We start from the raw sequence: 20,552 nt of genomic DNA on the forward strand, positions 1-20,552 counted from the left end.
GCATTCCCGCCACGTCACCGTGGTCGAACATCACAAGGATGAAGCCAATCATGAATGAGAATCCGTCCAGGCCCAAGGTGCTCGCGGTGATTCCTGCACGAGGCGGGTCCAAGGGACTTCCCGGCAAGAACATCCGTCCGCTCCTGGGCAAGCCTCTCCTCGCGCATTCGGTGGCGCTGGCCGGCCTTCTGGGTGATGATGTCCGCTGCATCGTCTCGACCGATGACGAGGGCATCGCGGCGGTCGCACGCGAGGCGGGCGCGGAGGTGCCCTTCATGCGGCCCGCCGAGTTCGCCAGCGACACGGCCCCCATGAGCGTCGTGCTCCGGCACGCGCTGTCCTCCATGGAGGAACTGGACGGCACGTCCTATGACATGGTCCTGCTGCTGGACCCCACCAGCCCCACCCGGACCCCCGAGAGCGTCCGGGCGGCCATCGATTCCCTGGCCGGGTCCCCCGAACTGGACGGCGTGATAGCGGTGTCGGAACCGTTCTTCAACCCGACCTGGGTGGGCGTGAAGCCCGCCGAGGACGGCGGCTCCCACCTGGAGCGCTACTTCAGCGAGGGCACCGGCGTGGTCCGCCGGCAGGACGTGCCGCGGTTCATGCGCATCAACGGCAGCTTCTACGTCTGGCGCTCGGACTTCGTCCGCCGTCTGGAGAACAGCTGGTTCGACGAGGGCAAGCACGGGTACGCCGAGATCCCCGAGACCCACGCCTTCAGCATCGACGACGAAAGCGAGTTCCGTCTGGTCGAGGCGGTGGTCGGCGCAGGGCTGGCCTCGCTCCCGGGGATCACCCCGCAGCAGGCGGCACAGCACGCGACGGCAGTCCAGGCAGCGAGCGAAGGAGCACAGGCATGACCCCTCAGGATTCCCTCTTCTCCCTCCGGGGTCGCCGCGCACTCGTCACGGGTGGCAGCGGCCCTCTGGGCAGCGTGCTCGCCGACGCCCTGGCCGGCCAGGGCAGCGACGTCATCATCTCCGACGTCGATCCGGAGGCCTGCCAGCGGGTGGCCGAGGAGATCGCGGAGCGCCATGGCGTCCGGACGTGGGGCATCGCGTCCAATCTGCTCAGCGCCGAAGGCACCACTGAGCTCGTGGAGGCCATCGACGGCCCGCTGGACATCCTCGTGAACAACGCGGCGTTCACCGGCACCTCGGGCGTGCCGGGGTACGCGGTCCCGTTCGAGGAACAGAGTGATGAGGCGTTCGAGCTCGCCTCCTCCCTGAACCTGCGGGCCCCGTTCTCCCTCGCCCGCCAGCTCGCCCCCCGCCTCTCAGCCAGCCCCGGCGGATCCATCATCAACGTCTCGTCGATCTACGGCCTCGTCGGTCCGAACATGGGCCTCTACGAGGGCACCCGGATGGGCAATCCCGCGGCCTACGGTGCGACCAAGGGCGGCATCGTGCAGCTCACCCGGTACCTCTCGACCGTGCTGGCGCCGAACGTCCGCGTCAACGCGTTCGCTCCCGGCGGCATCGCCCGAGGCCAGGACGACAGCTTCACCGAGCGCTACGAGAAGCTCACCCCCCTGGGGCGGATGGCCACCGAGGATGACTTCCGCGGCGTCGTCGTCTGGCTCGCCTCGGATGCCTCGCGCTATGTGACCGGGCAGACGATCGCCGTCGACGGCGGCTGGAGCAGCTGGTAGACCCAGCGCCCCAGCCGCTCCGGCTCAGGGCCGCAGGGGTTCGACGGCGGCCATCGCCGGCAGCTTCGGCAGCGGCGACGGAAGGTGCTTGAACGGGTGCCGGATCCAGTGCCACGGGGACAGTCCGGCCTCCGTGGCGTGGGCTCCCTCGGGGATCTTCTTCAGGCCGAGCACCGTCTGCGCCTTGGTGAGCGGGCCGCTCGCCCAGTATTCGAGGAACGGAGCCGCCGTGCTCCCGTCCCAGCCGAGCAGCGCCTTGAGCTCCTCCGGGGTGCGCATATCCCCACGGCCCAGTTCCGCCTCGGCGATCCCCCGCAGGACCTCCTGCGGGGTCGACGGGTCGTGGAACTCCGGCCAGAAGTCACGCATCACGAGGCCGGGATCGGCCTGGGCGTTGTTCCCCAGCTTGAAGTCGGGACCGTACACCTCCACGTCCGCGCCGGAGACGCTCGCGTACATGATGGACGTCGACAGCCGGTTCGACACGACACGCGGCGCCTCAGACATCATCCAGAGGATCCGGCCGATGAACTGAGGATCGCGACGGTCCCCCGCGCTGATCACGTCGTGGCCGGCGTCGGTCCAGGCCGACATGATCTCCTGGTTGTCCAGGTCATCGATGTGCAGGCAGACCGTGGCCGCGCCTTCGCGTTCGCGCACCATCCGCGCGTACTCGCCATGATCGCCGTCGACCTTCAGCAGTGCCGTCCCATGCAAGGGCAGCACGAGCGTGCGCTCACCGCGGGCCGGAACGGAGCCCGCCTTCCGGGCGCCGTCCAGCAGGTACAGGTAGGGCGCTCCCACGGCGTGCAGCATCGGTGTGCCGTCCTCGAAGAAGTTGCCGGGGTCGTTGGGGCTCCAGCCCCGGGAGGTGCTGGTCCAGGAGAGGCGCCGGCGCTTGGGACCCCAGCTGGCGAAGTCGCCGAACTGTGCCGTGATGGGGCTGCTCACGGTCCATCCGTGCTGAATGAGCCCGGAGACGTGCCGCAGCCGCTTGAGCCCGCAGTACAGGCCGAAGACGGCGGAGTGACCGTAGTAGTGATTCTGGATATCCATGAAGCGTCAGGCACCTTCAGAGGTCTGGGGGCGGACAACGAAAATGCGCCGCCGGATTCGTGAACGGTCCAGTCGGCGCATCAACGTCGGAGATCAGGGACGGACTGCGTGCGCGGCGAGCTTGCGCAGGCCGGGCCACATGCCCTTGGAGATGACCTTCGGGGTCAGGGAGGCCGCGTTGAGGCGGGACGTCAGGTGCCACTTGGCGGCGCGGGCGGCCTGCGGCCAGCCACTTGGCCGTGAAGTCACGGACGCACTCGTCGAAGAAGGCGCGCTCCTCGGCGAAGCGGCGGCCGTCGAGCGCACGGACCGACGAGTCGGACTCACGGTGGCGGCGGTACTGGAAGCAGACCGTGGAGACCACGGCCATGCGGCCACCGGACAGGATGATGTCGGTCGCCAGCGCGAGGTCCTGGACCACGTTGTACTGGGGACGGAAATCGTGGTGCTTGACGGCCTCGGAGCGCCACGCCACCGACGGGAAGTACAGCCAGTCGCCCACCATGAGGCTCTCGGCGATCGCTTCGCCCTCGACGACGGCCTCGCTGCTGCCGCCGACGAGCTTGTGGCGGAGGTAGGTCTTCACCTTGTCGCCGAGCGGCTCGTAGACGGCGCCGTTCTCATCGATGACCTCGACGCCGGGCTGCACGATGCTGACGGACGGGTCCTGGAACGCCTTGCGGACCGTGCTCAGGTAGTTGGGCAGCATGATGTCGTCGGCGCCCATGATGATCACGATGTCGTGCTCCACGAGGCCGATGCACTTCTTGTAGTTGCCGTTGGCCCCGAGGTTCTCCTCGTTCCGGTAGTACCGGACGCGGTCGTCGCCCTCGACCAGGCCGTTGAAGTAGGCCGGGAGGCTCTCGTCCGGGTAGCCGTCGTCGACGATCGTGAACCGGAAGTCCTTATCGTCCTGGGCCAGCACCGAATCCACGGCGGCCTTCATCATGGCCACGTCGCCGTAGTACGGCAGCATTACATCAATCGTCACTTGTCTTCTTCTCTCGCTAGAAGGCTTGGCTGAGTGGCGGCCTGGGAATCCGGGGCCAGGGTCTGGGAAGCGTGGACATCACGCTGGAGCTGCTCCACGGAGCAGCGAAGGATGGCGACCTCTTCCGCGAGGATGCGGGTCTCGTCCTCGAGGATGGTCAGTTCTCGGGACACGTGCAGGCTCACGCCCACCAGGAGCAGGATCGACAGCGCGAACAGCAGGTTCGACGGCACGACCACGCCCACCAGCGAGGCGGCCCAGTTCAGAAGGTGCGGGAACAGCCCGAGGATGATGGTGAGGCCACCGATGACCAGCCAGAGAATGGCGTACTTCTCACGGAGGCGTCCGTTCCGGAGCATGACCAGAACGACGATGACCATCAGGATGGACAGGACCAACGACACTGCGACACTCATGCCTCAGACACTTCCCTCTCCGGCGATGTCGCCCGACTGTGGTGCGTGCAGCTCCAGCGGGCGCGGGGTCCTGCGCCGGGCCAGTGCGAAGCACAGGACCAGACCCGAACGGGCCAGGTAGATGGACGACTTCAGAGGGCTCTGGCTCGGCGTGCCGGCCTGGCGCTCCTTCATCTCCACGGGGATCTGCGTCACCTTGCAGCCGGACTTGATGGCCACTACGAGGGAGTCGATCGTGTCACCGAGGTATTCGGTGGGGAAATGCGAGATGTACTGCCGGATGGCCCGCTCGTTGGCAGCGCGGAACCCGGACGTCACATCCGTGAGCTGCGTGTGCGCGACGCCGGAGATCACCTTCGCGAGGAAGAACATAGCCCAGCGGCGCGGGCCCTTGGCGCCGTAGCTGCCGCGGCCGGCGAAACGGGCGCCGATCGAGATGTCCGCATGTTCGAGGCCCGCGAGCACCCGGTCGATGTCATGCGGATCGTGCTGACCGTCGGCGTCGACCTGGATGACCGCGCGGTACCTGTTGCGGAGCGCGTACTTGAACCCGGCACGCATGGCGCCGCCGACACCGAGGTTGAAGGGGAGCCGGAGAACCGTGGCCCCTGCCTCCGCGGCGATCCTCGGCGTGTCATCCTTGGAGCCGTCATCGACCACCAGGACATCGTGCTGGGGAACCACAGCAAGCACATTTCGGATGGTGTCACCGATCGCCTCGGCTTCGTTCCACGCTGGCATGACGATGAGAACGCCAGAACGCCGTGAGTTACCCATGGTTTGCAAGTATAGCAACGGGACTAACCCGGTTCGCCGCCCGCACACACCAGCCCTTGCGCCGACTGGCAGGACAACCCTTGTAACCTTGGATGGACGTAATAGAGGAGTTGATTCATGTCCTGGTGGGAAGCCGTCCCCACGCTCGGTTTGGCCATCGTCGTATTCGTGGTGCCAGGTCTAGCGTTGCTCATAGCCAGCGGAGTCAGGGGATTGAACCTCGCGGCACTCTCCGTGCCGACGACGGCGACCATCGTCGCGTGCGGCGGAGTCGTCTTCGGAATCCTCCGGATTCCGTTCAATCCGCTCACGATCCTCGCCCTCACCCTCGTGCTCGTCGCCATCGCGCTGGCGGGCCGCGCCGTGATCCGGCGCCGGCGCCTCGTCGCCGCGGGAGCCGGCCTCCGCGACTCGGCGTCTGAAGCCGTGAGGGAAGCGAACCCCCGCCTTCTCGCCTGGCTGATCCCTCTCGCCGTCGCGGTTCCCGCGATCATCATCACAGCCCGGTACATGAGCGGCTTCGGGACGCCGGAGTCCTTCTCCGAAACGTTCGACAACATCTACCACCTGAACGCGATCCGCTACATCGCCGAGACCCAGTCGGCGAACTCGCTGACGATCGGCAATCTGACGGACTCCTCGAAGGCGCTCTACCCGGTCGGCATGCATGCCATGGTCGCCCTGGTCTACATGATGGGCGCTCCGTCGATCATGGTCGCGCTGAACTGGTCGACCATCATCTTCGCGGCCCTCGTCTGGCCGATCTCTTGCATCTTCCTGATGAGCCGCATCATCGGGTTCCGCCCCTTCGGCCTCCTCACCGCCGGTGTGCTGTCGGCAGGGTTCAGCAGCTTCCCATATCTCATGGTCGCCTTCGGCGTGTTGTACCCCAATCACGCGGCCCTGACGATGCTGCCCGCCGTCCTGGGCCTGCTGATCGAGTCCACGAACATCACGTCGGAGAAGCTCCGGCTGCACATCCCGGCATTCCTGGCCCTGATCGTGACGGTCCCTGGACTCTCACTGACCCACCCGAGCGCCCTGGTGGCCCTGCTGATGTTCGGCTGCCCGGTGGCGCTGGCCCTGCTCCTCCGCATCCTCAAGCGCGCCGTGGCCCGCGAACTGAGCGGCCGGCAGCTCGTGCTGTGGCTCGGCCTCATCGTCGGCTATTTCCTTGTGACCCTGGCGCTCTGGGTCGTGGCACGCCCGCCGGCCAGCGCGGCCAGCTGGGCGCCGATCCAGAGCAACGCGGACGCCGTCGGCGAGGTCCTCACCAGTGCGCCGATGGGCACCACCGTCGCCTGGATCCTCTTCATCCTCACGCTGGCGGGCCTCTACACGATCGCCCGGAACTTCCGCTCCATGTGGTGGATCCTCCTGATCTACGTGATCGCGGCCACGCTGTTCCTCATCGTCTCCGCCTGGCCGGCCGGCCAGTTCCGCTTCTTCATGACGGGTGTCTGGTACTCGGACAGCAACCGCTTCGCGGCCATGCTCCCGATGGCGACGCTCCCCATCGTCGTCATCGGGGCCGAGGCGATCATCCTCAAGGTCATCGAATGGGGCCGTGCGCTCAAGACCGCCCCGGCAGCCTCCGAGCCCGGCGCGAGCCCGGTGCGTGCGCCTCTCGCCCGCCTGGTGCAGAGGCTCTCCCCCAAGACCCTGACGGTCGCGGCCACGGTCCTGCTGGTGATCCTGGGTCTTGCCACCCAGGGCGGTTCCCTCGCGCCCGTCCAGGAGAAGCTCACGACCACCTTCCTCACCAAGAGCGACACGTCCCTGGTGAACTCGGACGAGCTGGCGCTGCTGAAGCAGCTCGACCAGCTGGTCCCCGAGGGCGACATGATCGTCGGCAACCCGCGGACGGGCGCCTCGCTCGCCTTCGCCTTCAGCGGGCGCAAGGTGGTGGCCCCCCACATCCTCGGCGCACGCAGCGACGAGGAACGGCTCCTCATGGATCACTGGAGCGAGGCCGCGTACAACGACGCCGTCTGCCCGGTGATCAAGGAGAAGCGGGCCTACTGGGGTCTGGACTTCGCCGACTCCGAGATGGTGCCGCGCAGCGAACCGCTCGAAGGGACACGGGACCTCGCGGACGACTCCGCCCCCGGGGTGAAGCTCGTGAAGGCCGTCGGCTCAGCACGGCTGTTCAAGATGACTGCCTGCGGCTGATCAGCCCAGCAGACGCCGGAGGGGCGGTGACCGATCGGTCACCGCCCCTCCGGCATTTCCTCGTAAGTCGCGGCGGATCAGCGCATCCAGCCGTCACAGGGCCGTGTCCGCCTGCTCAGGTGGACACGGCCCGCGGGCTCAGGCCTTGGCGCTCAGGTAGGCGAATTTGGCGAGCTCCGGGACCACATTGCGCCCGAGCCAGGAGGCGCCCAGGGAGGAGGTCTTCTCGAAGCCGAAGGCGTTGTCCGTGGTCACCACATAGACCTCACCCTTACCGAGCTTCGGGAACAGCGTGAGGTCCTTCGACGCCTTGTAGTTCTGGTAGTCGGCGTAAGGCACCGCGAGCATGATCACATCCGCGGTCAGAGACTTCGCCTCGGTCTGCGGGATGTAGGCGGAAGCGCCCTGCCGGTCAGCGTCGTTCCCCGGGTGCGCCAGGACCTGGTCCAGCGACGGCGCCGGGACGAAGCCGACCTCACGCAGGAGCCGCAGGGGGCTGCTGTCCTTGTTGTAGAGCTGGATGTCCGCGCCCTTGGCCGAGGAGGCCCGCACGAAGAGGGCGGTCTTGCCCTTGATCCCGGGATAGTCCTTGATCGACTGCGCCAGATCATCCGTCGTCGTCTTGACGACGTCCTCAGCAGCGGACGCCACCCCGAGCACCTTGCCGTAGAACCGCTGGACGTCCGCCCAGGAGTCCACGTTCAACGTCTTCGGGGCCAGCACCACCGGGGCGATCTTGGACAGGGAGTCATACAGAGCCCGGGGAAGGACCTGAGACACCGAGATGATCAGCTGGGGCCGGATGTCCCGTGCGGCCTGGAGCAGCGGCTTCGGGGTGTAGTCGACCAGCTGCGGCATCGGATCCGGTCCGAGAGCGCGGAGCGCGGCCCCGTACCAGGCGGACACGTTGTCCCCCGTCCGGGCGATCGGAGCGAGCCCCAGCGCCAGCATGGACTCGGAGTCCTGACCGCCCACGGTGAGCACCTTGGTGAACGGGCGCTCGACCACGGTGGAGCCGTAGACGTGCTCGACCGTGAAGGGGAATCCGGTGCTCTGCTGCACAGGAGGGCTGGAGGCAGGCGCCTTGGGCGAGCCCGAGCAGGCGCTCAGGGCCAGAGGGATCGCTGCACACAGCGCCAGGAAGCCGCGGCGGCTGGTGCTGTTGAGTTCGGGTCCGGAGGTCATTTCTCGCTTCCCATCATGAAAATCGGCATTCCTGTCGTCATGGCGTCCTGGCTATGCCCCTTGCGCGAGGCCCAGGAGCCTCCGCTCGAACACGGGTGCAAGGCTTTCAACATAGCTCCTGGTGAGGTGATTGTTGTCGAAGTAGACGAAAAGCCCACCCGTGACCGCGTAACAGCGGGAGTCGTCGCAGAACTGGTCGGTCATGTCCAGCACCTTCAGATTCCGCACCTGGAGCTTCTCGGCCGCCTGAGCGGTCGGGTCAGCCACGAGCGCCTTGGCGCGTTCCGTGGCACAGGCGAGGGCGTTGCCCTTGTTGTTGAGCACGCAGGTCGGGGTGCTCTTGCCGAGCGTCAGCGGAGGATCCCGCACGATGATCACCCGGGTGCCGTTCTGGGCCCACTTGGCGATGCGCCGCTCCGTGCTGGAGTGGTACTGGCTCAGCTGATCGCGCCCCGTGCCGTCGTCGATCGTCTCCTTCGCGGAGAACGTCGAGGCGACCACCAATTCAGGGCGCTGCTTCATGATCCGGTCGGAGACCTGACGGCTCCAGTCCAGGCACTTGCGCTGGCTCGTGGCGTCGAGCCGCGGCGCATCCATGAAGGCCACGCGGCGGACGTCCGCGAGGGAGCATCCCCCGGCGAGGCTCATCCGCACCTTCCACTGCTGTTTGCGCGCCAGATCGAAGAAGACCGACTTCCACTGCTCGGCGTGGGAGTCCCCGATGAACCACACGTCCTTGGCGTCCGCCTTGCCCTGGGAGAAATCGCACTCCTGCAGGTAGGACACGCCCTGGACGACCAGCGGATCAGCCGCACCACGGCAGCCGGGCACCGCGAAGTAGGGGGACTCGGCCTTGCCGATGTTCTGCGCGTCGGGAGGGCCGTACTTGTTCGGGCAGGAAGAACCTTTGAGAAGGCTCGCAGCGCCATAGCACGGCGACTTCGCCAGCTGGGCGAGCTGTTCCTGCTCCATCTTCTCGGCCTGACCGGCGGAGAAGACCATGGCGACGGAAAGGGCCCCGGCGACGGCCATCGTGCCGAACCCGGCGAGGATGGTGACGCGGGCCTTCCGGTTCCGGAACAGCCGGGTCCGGCCTGGATCCTCCACGTACCGCTTGGTCAGGAACGCCAGGATGATCGCCAGGACCGCGATCACCACCTTCTCCCGGTTCCCCAGCTCCCGACCGAGCAGGGGCATCGCCAGGATGATCAGGGGCCAGTGCCAGAGGTACAAGGAGTACGAGATGTCTCCCAGGAACTGGACGGGCCGGAATCCCACCCACGGGAGCGCGCTCCGGCCGAGGACGGACCCGGACAGCACGATCGCCCCGGTGCCGAGCACGGGGATCAAGGCCATGAAGCCGGGGAAATCCGTCTCCGTGCTGAAGGTCGCGAGGGAGTAGACCAGCGCGGCCACACCGGCGAATCCCAGCGCGCCCATCCACCGCTGCGCCGCGGCCGGCGGCTCGGCGTCGTGGGCACGGGCGCCACGGCCTGACAGGGCGAAGGTGACGATCGCGAGCAGACCGCCCAGGGCGAACTCCCACGCCCGGGTGGTGGTGACGAAGTACGCCTCGTTCTTGCTGGTGGCGGTGAAGTAGACGCTGTAGGCCAGGGAGGCGGCGAACACCACGCCCATGACCAGGCTCAGCAGACGCAGAGGCTGCTTGCGCAGACGCAGAGCCAGCAGGAAGGCCCCCGCCAGCAGCAGCGGCCAGATCAGGTAGAACTGCTCCTCCACGGAGAGGGACCAGTAGTGCTGCACCGGCGTGGCCAGCTCGTGATCGGCCGAGTAGTCGATCGACTTCGCGGCCAGCATCCAGTTCTCGCCGTAGAAGGACGCGGCCAGCGTTTCCCACGCCACGTCGAGCCAGCGCGAATACGGCAGGATGAACCAGGACGCCACCAGCCCGACCACCGAGACCAGCAGGGCCGCCGGCAGGAGCCGGCGCATACGGCGGGCGTAGAACGCGGCGAAGCGGACCCTGCCGGTCCCCCGCAGTTCGCCCACCAGATGACGGGTGATCAGGAAGCCCGAGATCACGAAGAAGATGTCGACGCCCACATAGCCGCCGGGCAGCGCGGCGGGCCAGAGATGGTTGACGACGACGGCGGCCACGGCCAGGGCGCGCAGGGCCTGGATGTCGGTGCGGAACTTCCCCTGGGGCTTCTTCGGCTTCTCGGTCGCCGGCGCCAGGGTGGGTGCGTCCTGCGTCATCGGGCGATCACGCGCTCTCTCGGGAGCGCAGGAACTCCACGACCTCGTGGCTGGGCCCGTCCTTGATGACGCGGCCGTGCTCCAGGAGGACTCCCCGGTCGCAGACCCGCTGCACGAGGTCCAGGTCATGGCTGACCACCACGAGGGTCTTGCCCTCGTCGGCGAGTTCCTGGATCTTCGCGAGGCACTTGCGCTGGAACGGCTCATCTCCCACAGCGAGGATCTCGTCGACCAGGAAGACCTCCGGATCGGTGTGGACCGCCACGGAGAACGCCAGGCGCAGGTACATGCCCGAGGAGTAGAAACGGACCTCGGTGTCGATGAACTCGCCGATCTCGGCGAAGTCGACGATCGCGTCGAAACGCTCCTTGATCTGGGCCTCCGACATCCCGAGGATGGCGGCGTTGAGATAGACGTTGTCGCGGCCGGAGAGATCAGGGTGGAATCCGGCCCCGACCTCGATGAGGCCGGCGACGCGTCCGCGGGTGCGCACGGTCCCCTCATCCGGCGTCATGACGCCGGAGATGTGCTTGAGCAGCGTCGACTTGCCGGAGCCGTTGAATCCGAGGAGGGCGACGGTCTCGCCCTGGCGGATGTCCAGGCTGACCTCGTGCAGGGCGTGGAACTTCGCGGAGAGATCACCCTTGCGGCCCTTGAGGAACCAGATGAGGGCTTCCTTGATCGAGCGCGTGTGCCGCAGGACGAACTGCTTGCTGATGCCCTTGATCTCGACGGTGACGGGGGGTTGTTCGGACACTCAGAGCTCCTGCGCGAACTTGACTTCCAGCTTGCGGAAGGTGAACTGGCCGAGAGCCAGGACCGCAGCCGAGACGATGAGAGCCACCGGGAGCCACAGCTCGAAGAGCATCGGCGGGGCGGCCTGGGTGGCCGAGCCCCCCGTCGTCGTGGACCAGAAGGCGTAGTGGAAGAGCTCGACGCCCACGGTGACCGGATTCGCCTGATACACCGCGAACCAGAACTCGCCGAGGCGGTCGTGCACCATGTTCCACTGGTACATGACCGGGGATGCCCAGGTGGCGACCATGAGCATCATCTCGACGAAGTTCTCCGAGTCCCGGAAGTACACGTTGACGGAACTGAAGAACAGACCGAGCCCCACGGAGAGCATGGCGAGCACCACGAATCCCGCGATGCCGGCCATCAGCCCGAGCAGCGTGGGACGCCACCCTGTGAGGAGACAGCCGATCAGCAGCACCACGAGCTGCGGGAGGAAATGGGCCGCCGAGACGAAGACCGAGGCGACCGGGAACAGCTCGCGGGGCAGGAAGATCTTCTTGATCAGCCCGCTGTTGTAGACGATCGACCTGGCCGCGTTGTTGAGGGCTTCGGTGAAGAAGTTGATCATCACGATGCCGGAGAAGAGGTACACCGCGTAGTTCTCGACGTTGCGGTTCTGCCCGAGGAAGACACCCATGGCGACGTAGAACACCACGAACTGGATCGCAGGCTTCACGTAGGACCACAGGACGCCCAGCACCGAGCCGCGGTACCGGAGCTTGATCTCCTTCTGCACCAGCAGCTTGAGCAGATACCTCTGCCGGAAGACATCCTTGAGCCCGTGCCCGATCCCAGGCCGGATCAGGGGGGTGTCCTGGAGCGAACTCATGCTCGCTCCCCCACCGCCTGGGAGCTCTTCTCACGGGTGTCCGAGATGGTGTGCTCCGCGAAGGTCTTCGCCCAGCTCTCGCGGGAGGTCAGCTCCGGCAGTGCGGCCTTGTACCGTGCCGCGAGGTCATCCCAGTTCCGGACGATCTGTGCCAGGCTGCCGACCGCGTTCATCAGGAGGGACTTCGCCAGCCGGGGGTCGCGGACGTACCAGGACGCCCCCGTGCCGTCGGCATTGGTCACGATGGCCGAATCGAACTGCGACACCGTCCACCATTTGTTGTCCTGGTGGGCGATCCGCGTCTGAGGCACGGCGCGGTCCCGGTCCGAGACGTCCGTGAACAGCTGCTTCCGGAGGGTTTTCAGACCCCACGGGAGCATCGTCTTCAGCGACGGGCGGCTGGACACCGCGGCACTTCCTCCGAGGCTCTGCTCCTTCTGAGCGGTCGGGAACGCTTCGGGGTCGCTCTTGTACACGGTGTCGCTGTGGGATGCGAGCATCGTCCGGATGCGCGGCAGCGTGGTGCTCAGCGTGCCGTGCAGTTCACGGGGCCCCTTGAGCAGGTCCTGCATGGCCCAGACACGTCCCTGGGACGTGGCGTACTGCATGGAGAGGGTGTGCTTGATGTCGGCGAACAACGCGCCCACCAGGGCACGCCCGCCGCGGGCGAAGGGACTGTAGAGCAGGGCGACCATGAGCCGGTTGCGGTTGTGGAAGTAGGCCTGCCAGCCGACCAGATCGTCCTTGTCACCCCACGAGATGTGCCACACGGCCGCGCCGGGAAGGCTGACCGTCTGGTACCCCTTCGCCTTGGCCCGCAGGCCGAACTCGACGTCGTCCCACTTGATGAAGATCGGCAGTGCCAGGCCGATCTCGCGGATCACCGACGTCGGGATGAGGCACATCCACCAGCCGTTGTAGTCGACGTCGACCCGCCGGTGCATCCACGGCGTCTGCCGCAGATTGGACGTGAGGAAGTCGTGGCCGAGTTCCATCTCCCCGTAGGGCTGGTCCGGCTGGATCCGGTGAGGGTTCACGATCTCGCCGAGCGTGTGCAGGGCGGTCCGGTGGTGCAGATCGAACATGTGTCCGCCCACGAGCGTGGGCTTGCGGCAGTAGGCCGCGAACGTCAGGAGGCGCGTGATGCTCTCCGGCTCGATCACGACGTCGTCGTCCATGAGCAGCACGTAGTCGCTGCCGTTCTCGCAGGCCTCGAACATGCCGCGGGAGAACCCTCCCGAACCGCCCAGATTGGACTGCTCGATGATCCGGAGCTTGCCTTCGAGACGGCTCGCAACGTCGTCGAACCCTGCGGCCTCCACGAGTTTGTCGGTGCCCTGATCCACGATCAGGACCTCGGTGACCTGCTCGAGGCACTCGGGGTGGTCCGCCAGGAGCCGGAGGTTGTTCAGGCAGTAGGACGTCTTGTTCAGCGTCGTGATCTCGAGCGTCACCGTGGCACGCTCCGGGGCGGGGCCCGGCGCCTGCCATTCGGCCGACTCCAGGAAGAGCTCGCCGCGGCCGGCCACCAGGTCGAACCAGTACCAGCCGCCGTCGCCGAACGGCAGAAGGTCGAGGTCCACCACGGAGGTCTGATCGCCCGTCACCGGGATGCTCTTCTGCTGCAGAAGTGCGCCCTTGGCGTTGGAGCGGAAGACCACGATCGTGCCTTCACCGCGGGTGCTCACACTGAGGCGGATCTTGCTGAGAGTGGTCCACTTCCGCCAGTACCCGGCCGCGAAGGCGTTGAAGTAGCTGCCGAAGGACACACGCTCACCCGGGCGGACCCTGGTGGAGCAGCGTCCGGTGAAATCCTCGGCGTGTGCTTCACGGGCCTGAGAGCTCAGGCGCACCGGGCGGCGGCCCTGCCGCCGGGCCTCCTGCTCGCTCGGCGCGGGCATGCCTGCGGCGGTGCCCATGTCCACATAAAGCGGGGCGGTGTCCATCTCCGAATGCTCCGGGAAGATGACCCGCTGGAGGGTGACCCATCCGGAAGCGTCATCCACACCGGTCTGCCCGGGAAGGACTCCCTTGCTCATGCGTCCACCCCACCGCTTTCCATCTTCGCCCCGTCCGCGAAGGCGGGACGGATCTTGTTCTCGAACATGGAGAGCGCCGAGCCGATGGCCATGTGCATGTCCAGGTACTTGTAGGTGCCGAGGCGGCCGCCGAACAGGACCATGTCCTCGGCGGCGGCGAGATCGCGGTACTTGAGGAGCTTCTCGCGGTCCTCGGGGGTGTTGATCGGGTAGTAGGGCTCGTCGCCCTTCTCGGCGAAGCGCGAGAATTCGCGCATGACGATGGTCTTCTCCTCCTGGTAGCCGCGCTCCGGGTGGAAGTGGCGGGGCTCGATGATGCGGGTGAAGGCGACGTCCTCGTCGTTGTAGTTCACCACGCTCGTGCCCTGGAAGTCGCCCATCGGCAGGACTTCCTCTTCGAAGTCGATCGTGCGCCAGGAGAGGTCGCCCTCGACGTAGTCGAAGTAGCGGTCCACGGGACCGGTGTAGACCACGGGGATCTTGCCGACGACCTTGGACTTGGAGTACTCGTGCGAATCGTCGAAGAAGTCGGTGTTCAGCCGGACCTCGATGTTCGGGTGCTCCGCCATCTTCTCGATCCACGCGGTGTATCCGTTGGTGGGCAGACCCTCGTACTTGTCGTTGAAGTACCGGTTGTCGTAGTTGTAGCGCACCGGGAGTCGGGAGATGATGCTGGCCGGCAGGTCCTTGGGATCCGTCTGCCACTGCTTGCCTGTGTAGTGCTTGATGAACGCCTCGTACAGCGGACGTCCGATGAGCTGGATGCCCTTGTCATTGAGGTTCTGGGGGTCCGTGCCTGCCAGTTCGCCGGCCTGCTCCTGAATCAGGGCCTTGGCCTCGCCCGGGGTCATGTTGGCCCGGAAGAACTGGTTGATCGTGGCGAGGTTGATGGGCAGGGAGTAGACCTCGCCCTTGTGAACGCCGTAGACCTTGTGCACGTAGTTCGTGAACGTGGTGAAGCGGTTGACGTACTCCCAGACCTTCTCGTTTGAGGTGTGGAAGAGGTGGGCGCCGTAGCGGTGCACCTCGATTCCCGTCTGGGGTTCGGTCTCGCTGTACGCGTTGCCACCGATGTGATGACGCTTGTCCAGGACCACGACATTCAGGCCCAGCTCACGCGCAGCCCGTTCCGCAATGGTCAGACCAAAAAAGCCTGAACCGACAACAACCAGATCAGCGTTCACCAATTCTCCTGAACTACTCGGGGCGGACCGGCGGCCATGCATGGAGGAGCATGCGCCTGCTGAACTAGGGTACCCGAGTTTGTGCCCACAGGCCGGAGGGCCGGTTTGTCCACATAGCGAGACCGACGGGGTCATTCCAGGGCATCCGCTCCCTAGTCTTCACGTCATGAAACCTCTCCGGTCACCGGTGATTCCCGAGTGCACACTGGTAGCGCCCGACGGCGCGGAGGCGCCTTCCGTCCTCGGCCCGCGGTCCGTGGAACTCACCGTCGACTGCGGGCCGGCGGCGGAGGGAACCCACCTCTCCGCCGCCCTCGAGAGCCGCTACGGCCCAGGCCCGTACACCGTCGCGGGCAGGCCCCTGCTCTCGCTCACCCCCGGCACGGAACCCCTCGTGACCGGGTGCGTCATCCTGGGTCCCTCGCTCGGGAACACGCTCGGATCCGGCCGGTCCGGCGAGCCCGCGGCGCATCTCGAACTGGTCGTGCTGTCCGGCCCGGACGCGGGGGCCGCTCTTCCTCTCCGACGTGGTGAGCATCACCTCGGACGGGGCGCCCCTGCCCTCGGTCTCACCGATCCGAGCCTGTCGCGGGACCATGCGGTTCTGTCCGTGTCGCCTGAAGCCATCCGGTGGACCGACCGGGGCAGTCTGCACGGGACCATCGTGGATGGCGTGGACCTCCGCGGCACCTCGGCCGTTTCGACGGAAAGCACCATCAGATGCGGGGCCACCGAGTTCGTCCTCCGCCCGACCGCACTATGGGAAACGGACCTGAGTTCGCTCGGTGCGCCACCCGGAACACCTCATGAGATCACGGCGCCGCAGAAGGAACACGGCAGAGCGATGACCCTGCTCCTGGCGGCCGGTCCCCTGCTGGGTGGGATGGCCCTGGCATGGAGTTCCGGGACCTGGCAGTTCGCGCTGCTGTCCCTGCTGTCCTCGGCGCCTTTCGTCTTCCCCGCGATCGCCGGCACCCGCGCGAGCCGGACCTTCCAGGTCCGGCTCGAGGAAGCGATGGCCGAGGACCGCGAGCGCCTGGAGACCGGATTCCCTCCGCTGGGGATACTGCTCCTCGCACAGGCCGCCTCCACCGCGACGCACTGCGGCTCACCCCCGGCGGGACCGGGACGCACCCTTCCGGAGGGTGGCGAACCGGCCTCCGACGACGGCCTGTGGCTGAGGCTCGGCACCGGGGAGGCACCGGCCAACATCGTCTGCCATGCGGAGACTCCGCTCATCGCCCGGGCGATCCGGACCTCCGACGCCGGGAGCCCCCGACGGTCCCGAGACCGAACTGAAGCGTTCCGAGCTGGGGACCAGGAAACGCGCGGGCGGTGGAGGGAAGCACGATTCCGTTCCCACAGCCGTCTGCGAGCGCGCCTCCACGGCGGATACCCCGGCTCCCGGACGATGCGCGACCTCACGGGCGCTGTTCCAGGATTTCCGCCCCTCCTTCATCACGATGCCCCGATCCTCGTCCGGGTCGACCCCGGACTGAAGGTGGTGGCCGAATCTCCCGAGTACAAGGAGTTCGTCTGCGGGCTCCTGGTCCACCTTCTCCGGAGACCAGGCGGACGCCGGCCGAGCGTGATCCTGGTCGACCCTGACCGGGTCATGCCCGCCTCACTGCGGTTCCTGCCCGGCATCCGCTGGGTCAAAAGCTGGGCGGAGGCCTTCTCACAAGGGACGACGCCTCTTCACACCCTGTCCCAGCACCCGGCGGCTTCGGCGCCGGCCCGCCTGGTCGTGGTCGGCGCGCCCGCCGTGCCGGCTCCCGGTGGTCCGAGGGAATGGAGCGCCCAGGGGTCACTGACGGTGCTGTTCCAGGAATCGCCCGGCGCCGGCGCCTCGGTTCACCGCGGGCCTCACGGACTTTCGGTGGTGAGAATCGACCGCACTCTGGGCACGGTGCTCCCCGGCCACACGAACCCTCCCGCGGGACGACCACGTGCCACCACGAAACTGCCTGCCCGAACCTTCATCCCCGATCTCGTCTCGCCGGAAGTCCTGGACCGGTTCTGCCGGAGATTCCGCGATCTGCACCCTTTCGTCACGGGCAGCGGATTCTCCGAGAAACGCACGGCCATCCCTGACACCGTGCCCCTTGGCGGCCTCTCCCCCACGTCCACCCCAGCGATCTTGGAGGCCTGGCACTCCATGTGCGCGGCGGGTGCCTTCACCTTCCCTCTGGGCGTCGGGCAGGAGGGACCGGCCATGCTCGATCTGGTGCACGACGGCCCGCACTTCCTCGTGGCCGGCACGACAGGAGCCGGCAAGTCGGAACTTCTCCGCACGATGGTCCTCTCCGCCGCGAGCCACCTGGCCCCGTCGGAGCTGGGTTTCGTCCTGGTCGATTTCAAAGGAGGAGCGGCCTTCGACGGGTTGGGTGGCCTGCCGCACGTCCATGGACTGGTGACCGATCTCGGGCCGGCCGAACTGGACCGGGCTCTCGCCTCCCTACGGGCCGAGATCCTCCACCGGGAACAGCGGTTCCGCGAACTCAGAGTCGCGGATTGGGCGGGCTATCGGAAGGTACGACGGCCACACGAGTCTCCGCTCCCCCGCGTCTGCCTCATCATCGACGAATTCCGGATGATGATGGATCACGCGCCGGACAGTCTGCGCGAACTCATCAGGCTGGCCAGTATCGGTCGGTCGCTGGGACTGCACCTGGTCCTTGCGACCCAGCGGCCTCAGGGTGCCGTCAGTGCCGACATCCGGGCCAACCTGGGTACGAGCATCGCCCTGAGGGTGCAATCGGAACTCGACTCCCTGGACGTGATCGGCACATCCCAGGCCGCAGGGATCCCCTTGGAGCTGCCCGGCCGTGCCGTGCTGGCGAAGGGAGCCACCAGGACACTGATCCAAGTGGCCGACGCTTCCTCGACACCTCTTGTCGCCGACGACGACGTCCGGGTGAGCGTGTGGGGCGATCAGGAGCCGTCGAACGAGACGGCATTCCGCGAGGCGGACGACCCCGGCACTCACCTCACGTCGTGGTGCAATGAGGTGTCCTCCGCCTGGGAAGCGTGGATCGCGGAACACGATGGCGGGGCTCCTCGTGACGGGCGCCCGGGTCATGCACTGGGAATGGAGCCGGGCGTGGGGCCGCGGCCGCGGAGAGTTCTCGCGCCACCCCTGCCCCGACGGTTCGATCCGGCCAGGCTCCCGGATTTCGCACCCGTTCAGGCAGACGATGATCCACCGCTCGCTCTGGTCGACCGGCCCGAACACCAGCGCCTGGACGTCCTACGGTGGGCGCGCGGGGAATCCGTCGCGGTGCTGGGAGCCCCACGCGACAGGAACGCGTTGGCCTCTGCTCTCTTCGCCACCGCCGCCGACAGTCGCGCTCCTCTATTCGTCGCGATCACCGTGCAGGCGACCTGGCCTGGAACCGACCCACCGCCTCACGGAAGGGTGAACTCTTCAGTCGCTCCGGCGACCGGCCGGCTCTCGTCCGCGAGCCCGCCGGAGACGGCTCCTGGCCCCCGGATCATCCCGGCTCAGAACACCGCTGACATCGCCCGGCTGTTCTGCGAGTTGCGGGAGGGCCGGCAGGATCCCGACCGAGAGGTGTTCCTCTACATCGAGTCCTGGGAATCGACTCTCGCGGCGATCAGGTCCTCGGAGCATTACGGGCTGGAGGGAGAACTCCTGGACCTGCTGCGCAGTGACGGGGTCGGTGGGGTCCGCGTTCTCGTCGGCGGCAATGAGGGTCTGGCGTCGTCCCGCGCCGTGGGAACTGTCTGCCACTCGATCTATCTGTCCTCGGCCCGGGCCGAGGAGGACCTCCGGCTGTCCGCGGCGCTTGCTCGGCTCGAGCCGTCGTCGTCGCGCGTGCTGCTGAGGAGTTCGCGCTTCGGTGGAGGTCTGCAGGTGGCAGAGCCGGTGTCCGCCAGGGCCTCGACGCCGGAGGCGTGGCGCCCTGCTCCGAATGCCGAGGCCCAGCGGCTCCGGTCCCGAACCACCAGGTCGGAGGGCGGCCGGTCCGAGGGTGGAGCCTCGGCGGACGCCGCCTCACCGGACAGCCAGTGGAACTACTTCGGCTGACCTTCAGAAGGTCCGTCGGCCGCGCCCTGCTCGGCGCTGGTCTCGTCTTCGTCGGCGGCCTGCGTGCTCCATCGGCCGTAGGCGACCGCCCTCGGATCGAAAATAAGCACGGCGGAAACGGCAGCGGGAATGATGATGAGGAGACCCTGCCAGATCAGACCGGCCTGAAGCGTGGGAATTCCGATCGCGAGGATGAACAGCTGCGCCACCAAGGCGCCGGATCGAGGCCACCGATAGCCGCGGAAGAGGAAATGTCCGATCGCCATGAGACCCAGCCCGAGCGCCGCGAACAACACCGCGAGGAAGACGGCGCCCGCGAAGGTGAGGACGGGAGTGCCGGCGAGGAGGTTGACCACGTAGATCCCGGCGACCACCAGGAGGACCAGGCCTTCCACCAAGGCGACCAGGGAGACCACCGTCACCGAGAGTGGCCGGGACAGGGGGGCACCGGTCTGAGGGGAATTCATCGGCATGCTTTCTCTTTCAGCCACACGGCTGGGACGGGCGCCCTATGGCGGGACCCTTGACACAGTCGCACCCTACCGGACATAGTCAAATTCGGGACATCACTGAGCCGGGGATGTGATGCACCACTCATGTTTTCCGGCGATTTGACGGCTTTCACCCCTTGTTTGCTCCGCGTTAACGTGACACGCTTGTTAATAGAGTCGCGGGGCCAGAAATGGCCCCTTTCCTATGAAGGGCCAAGTGAAATTTTTCACAAAGCCTGAAACACAGATTTGGAGTGAGTGATCGCATGGATTGGCGTAGCCGTGCCGCCTGCCTGGACAAGGACCCCGAGCTTTTCTTCCCTGTCGGCAACACGGGCCCAGCGCTTCTCCAGATTGAAGAAGCCAAGAGCGTCTGCCGCCGGTGCCCCGTGGTGGACACCTGCCTGCAGTGGGCACTCGAATCCGGCCAGGATGCCGGTGTCTGGGGTGGCATGAGCGAAGACGAGCGCCGCGCCCTCAAGCGCCGCGCCGCGAGGGCTCGCCGCGCCTCCTAAGGGGCAACGAAGCAGTCGAACGTCCAAGCAGTACAACGCAGTGGCGGGCCGGAACCTGAGGGTTCCGGCCCGCCACTGCGTTGTCGTGCTCCTTGCGGACTGGGCTACTGGAAGTCGACGCCGCCGGACTGTGGCGCCCACGGTAATTGCCGCGGCCTCTCCGGGACAGCCCCGTGC

At 66.9% G+C, this 20,552-nt stretch carries 16 protein-coding genes; 5 read left to right on the top strand and 11 right to left on the bottom strand.

Going from position 1 to position 20,552, the window contains the following annotated elements; all coding sequences use genetic code 11:
* Positions 1-50 precede the first annotated feature (50 nt).
* Both QFZ52_RS10265 and QFZ52_RS10270 read left to right on the top strand, forming a co-directional pair.
* Positions 51-863, top strand: a complete 813-nt coding sequence (locus QFZ52_RS10265; RefSeq protein ID WP_307497515.1) for an acylneuraminate cytidylyltransferase family protein — start codon at positions 51-53, stop codon at positions 861-863.
* Complete coding sequence (locus QFZ52_RS10270) at positions 860-1,654, top strand: SDR family oxidoreductase (RefSeq protein ID WP_307497516.1); 795 nt, start codon at positions 860-862, stop codon at positions 1,652-1,654. The genes QFZ52_RS10265 and QFZ52_RS10270 overlap by 4 nt, the downstream gene beginning before the upstream one ends.
* A gap of 24 nt (positions 1,655-1,678) precedes the next feature.
* Here QFZ52_RS10270 and QFZ52_RS10275 read toward each other — a convergent pair whose 3' ends face one another.
* The 4 genes from QFZ52_RS10275 to QFZ52_RS10290 are packed head-to-tail and all read right to left on the bottom strand — an operon-like array spanning position 1,679 to position 4,858.
* Positions 1,679-2,710, bottom strand: coding sequence for a hypothetical protein (locus QFZ52_RS10275; protein WP_307497517.1), 1,032 nt, complete (start codon positions 2,708-2,710; stop codon positions 1,679-1,681).
* Between the two features lie 16 nt (positions 2,711-2,726).
* Positions 2,727-3,701 (bottom strand): glycosyltransferase family 2 protein, encoded by a 975-nt coding sequence (locus tag QFZ52_RS10280; RefSeq protein WP_307497518.1) that lies wholly within the window; start codon positions 3,699-3,701, stop codon positions 2,727-2,729.
* On the bottom strand, positions 3,698-4,117 hold the full coding sequence (locus QFZ52_RS10285) for a DUF2304 domain-containing protein (RefSeq protein WP_307497519.1): 420 nt from the start codon (positions 4,115-4,117) through the stop codon (positions 3,698-3,700). The genes QFZ52_RS10280 and QFZ52_RS10285 overlap by 4 nt, the downstream gene beginning before the upstream one ends.
* 3 nt (positions 4,118-4,120) lie before the next feature.
* A complete protein-coding gene (locus QFZ52_RS10290; protein ID WP_307497520.1) occupies positions 4,121-4,858 on the bottom strand; it encodes a glycosyltransferase family 2 protein in 738 nt (245 codons plus the stop codon).
* A gap of 153 nt (positions 4,859-5,011) precedes the next feature.
* Here QFZ52_RS10290 and QFZ52_RS10295 point away from each other — a divergent pair, with 153 nt between their 5' ends.
* A complete protein-coding gene (locus tag QFZ52_RS10295) occupies positions 5,012-7,066 on the top strand; it encodes a DUF6541 family protein (RefSeq protein WP_307497521.1) in 2,055 nt (684 codons plus the stop codon).
* Positions 7,067-7,204: 138 nt separating this feature from the next.
* Here QFZ52_RS10295 and QFZ52_RS10300 read toward each other — a convergent pair whose 3' ends face one another.
* The 6 genes from QFZ52_RS10300 to glf are packed head-to-tail and all read right to left on the bottom strand — an operon-like array spanning position 7,205 to position 15,318.
* Complete coding sequence (locus QFZ52_RS10300; protein ID WP_307497522.1) at positions 7,205-8,251, bottom strand: hypothetical protein; 1,047 nt, start codon at positions 8,249-8,251, stop codon at positions 7,205-7,207.
* A 51-nt stretch (positions 8,252-8,302) separates the two neighbouring features.
* Complete coding sequence (locus QFZ52_RS10305) at positions 8,303-10,468, bottom strand: acyltransferase family protein (RefSeq protein ID WP_307497524.1); 2,166 nt, start codon at positions 10,466-10,468, stop codon at positions 8,303-8,305.
* A 7-nt stretch (positions 10,469-10,475) separates the two neighbouring features.
* A complete protein-coding gene (locus QFZ52_RS10310; protein ID WP_307497525.1) occupies positions 10,476-11,225 on the bottom strand; it encodes an ABC transporter ATP-binding protein in 750 nt (249 codons plus the stop codon).
* Complete coding sequence (locus QFZ52_RS10315; RefSeq protein WP_307497526.1) at positions 11,226-12,095, bottom strand: ABC transporter permease; 870 nt, start codon at positions 12,093-12,095, stop codon at positions 11,226-11,228.
* Entirely contained in the window at positions 12,092-14,134 is a 2,043-nt protein-coding gene (locus tag QFZ52_RS10320) for a glycosyltransferase (protein ID WP_307497527.1), read from the bottom strand. The genes QFZ52_RS10315 and QFZ52_RS10320 overlap by 4 nt, the downstream gene beginning before the upstream one ends.
* A complete protein-coding gene (glf, locus tag QFZ52_RS10325; RefSeq protein ID WP_307497529.1) occupies positions 14,131-15,318 on the bottom strand; it encodes a UDP-galactopyranose mutase in 1,188 nt (395 codons plus the stop codon). Before glf ends, QFZ52_RS10320 begins: the two co-directional genes overlap by 4 nt.
* A 166-nt stretch (positions 15,319-15,484) precedes the next feature.
* Between glf and QFZ52_RS10330 the strand changes: the two genes are divergently transcribed.
* Positions 15,485-19,369 carry an FtsK/SpoIIIE domain-containing protein gene (locus QFZ52_RS10330; RefSeq protein ID WP_307497530.1) on the top strand — a complete coding sequence of 1,295 codons (3,885 nt, stop codon included), beginning with the start codon at positions 15,485-15,487 and terminating at the stop codon, positions 19,367-19,369.
* Here the strand turns inward: QFZ52_RS10330 and QFZ52_RS10335 are convergent.
* Positions 19,357-19,842 carry a hypothetical protein gene (locus tag QFZ52_RS10335; RefSeq protein WP_307497533.1) on the bottom strand — a complete coding sequence of 162 codons (486 nt, stop codon included), beginning with the start codon at positions 19,840-19,842 and terminating at the stop codon, positions 19,357-19,359. The two genes, QFZ52_RS10330 and QFZ52_RS10335, sit on opposite strands and share 13 nt — an antisense overlap.
* Before the next feature lie 284 nt (positions 19,843-20,126).
* Here QFZ52_RS10335 and QFZ52_RS10340 point away from each other — a divergent pair, with 284 nt between their 5' ends.
* Positions 20,127-20,375 (top strand): WhiB family transcriptional regulator, encoded by a 249-nt coding sequence (locus QFZ52_RS10340; protein WP_066211085.1) that lies wholly within the window; start codon positions 20,127-20,129, stop codon positions 20,373-20,375.
* Positions 20,376-20,552 lie beyond the last annotated feature (177 nt).

Source organism: Arthrobacter woluwensis (genome assembly GCF_030816155.1).
Classification (GTDB): domain Bacteria; phylum Actinomycetota; class Actinomycetes; order Actinomycetales; family Micrococcaceae; genus Arthrobacter_E; species Arthrobacter_E woluwensis_A.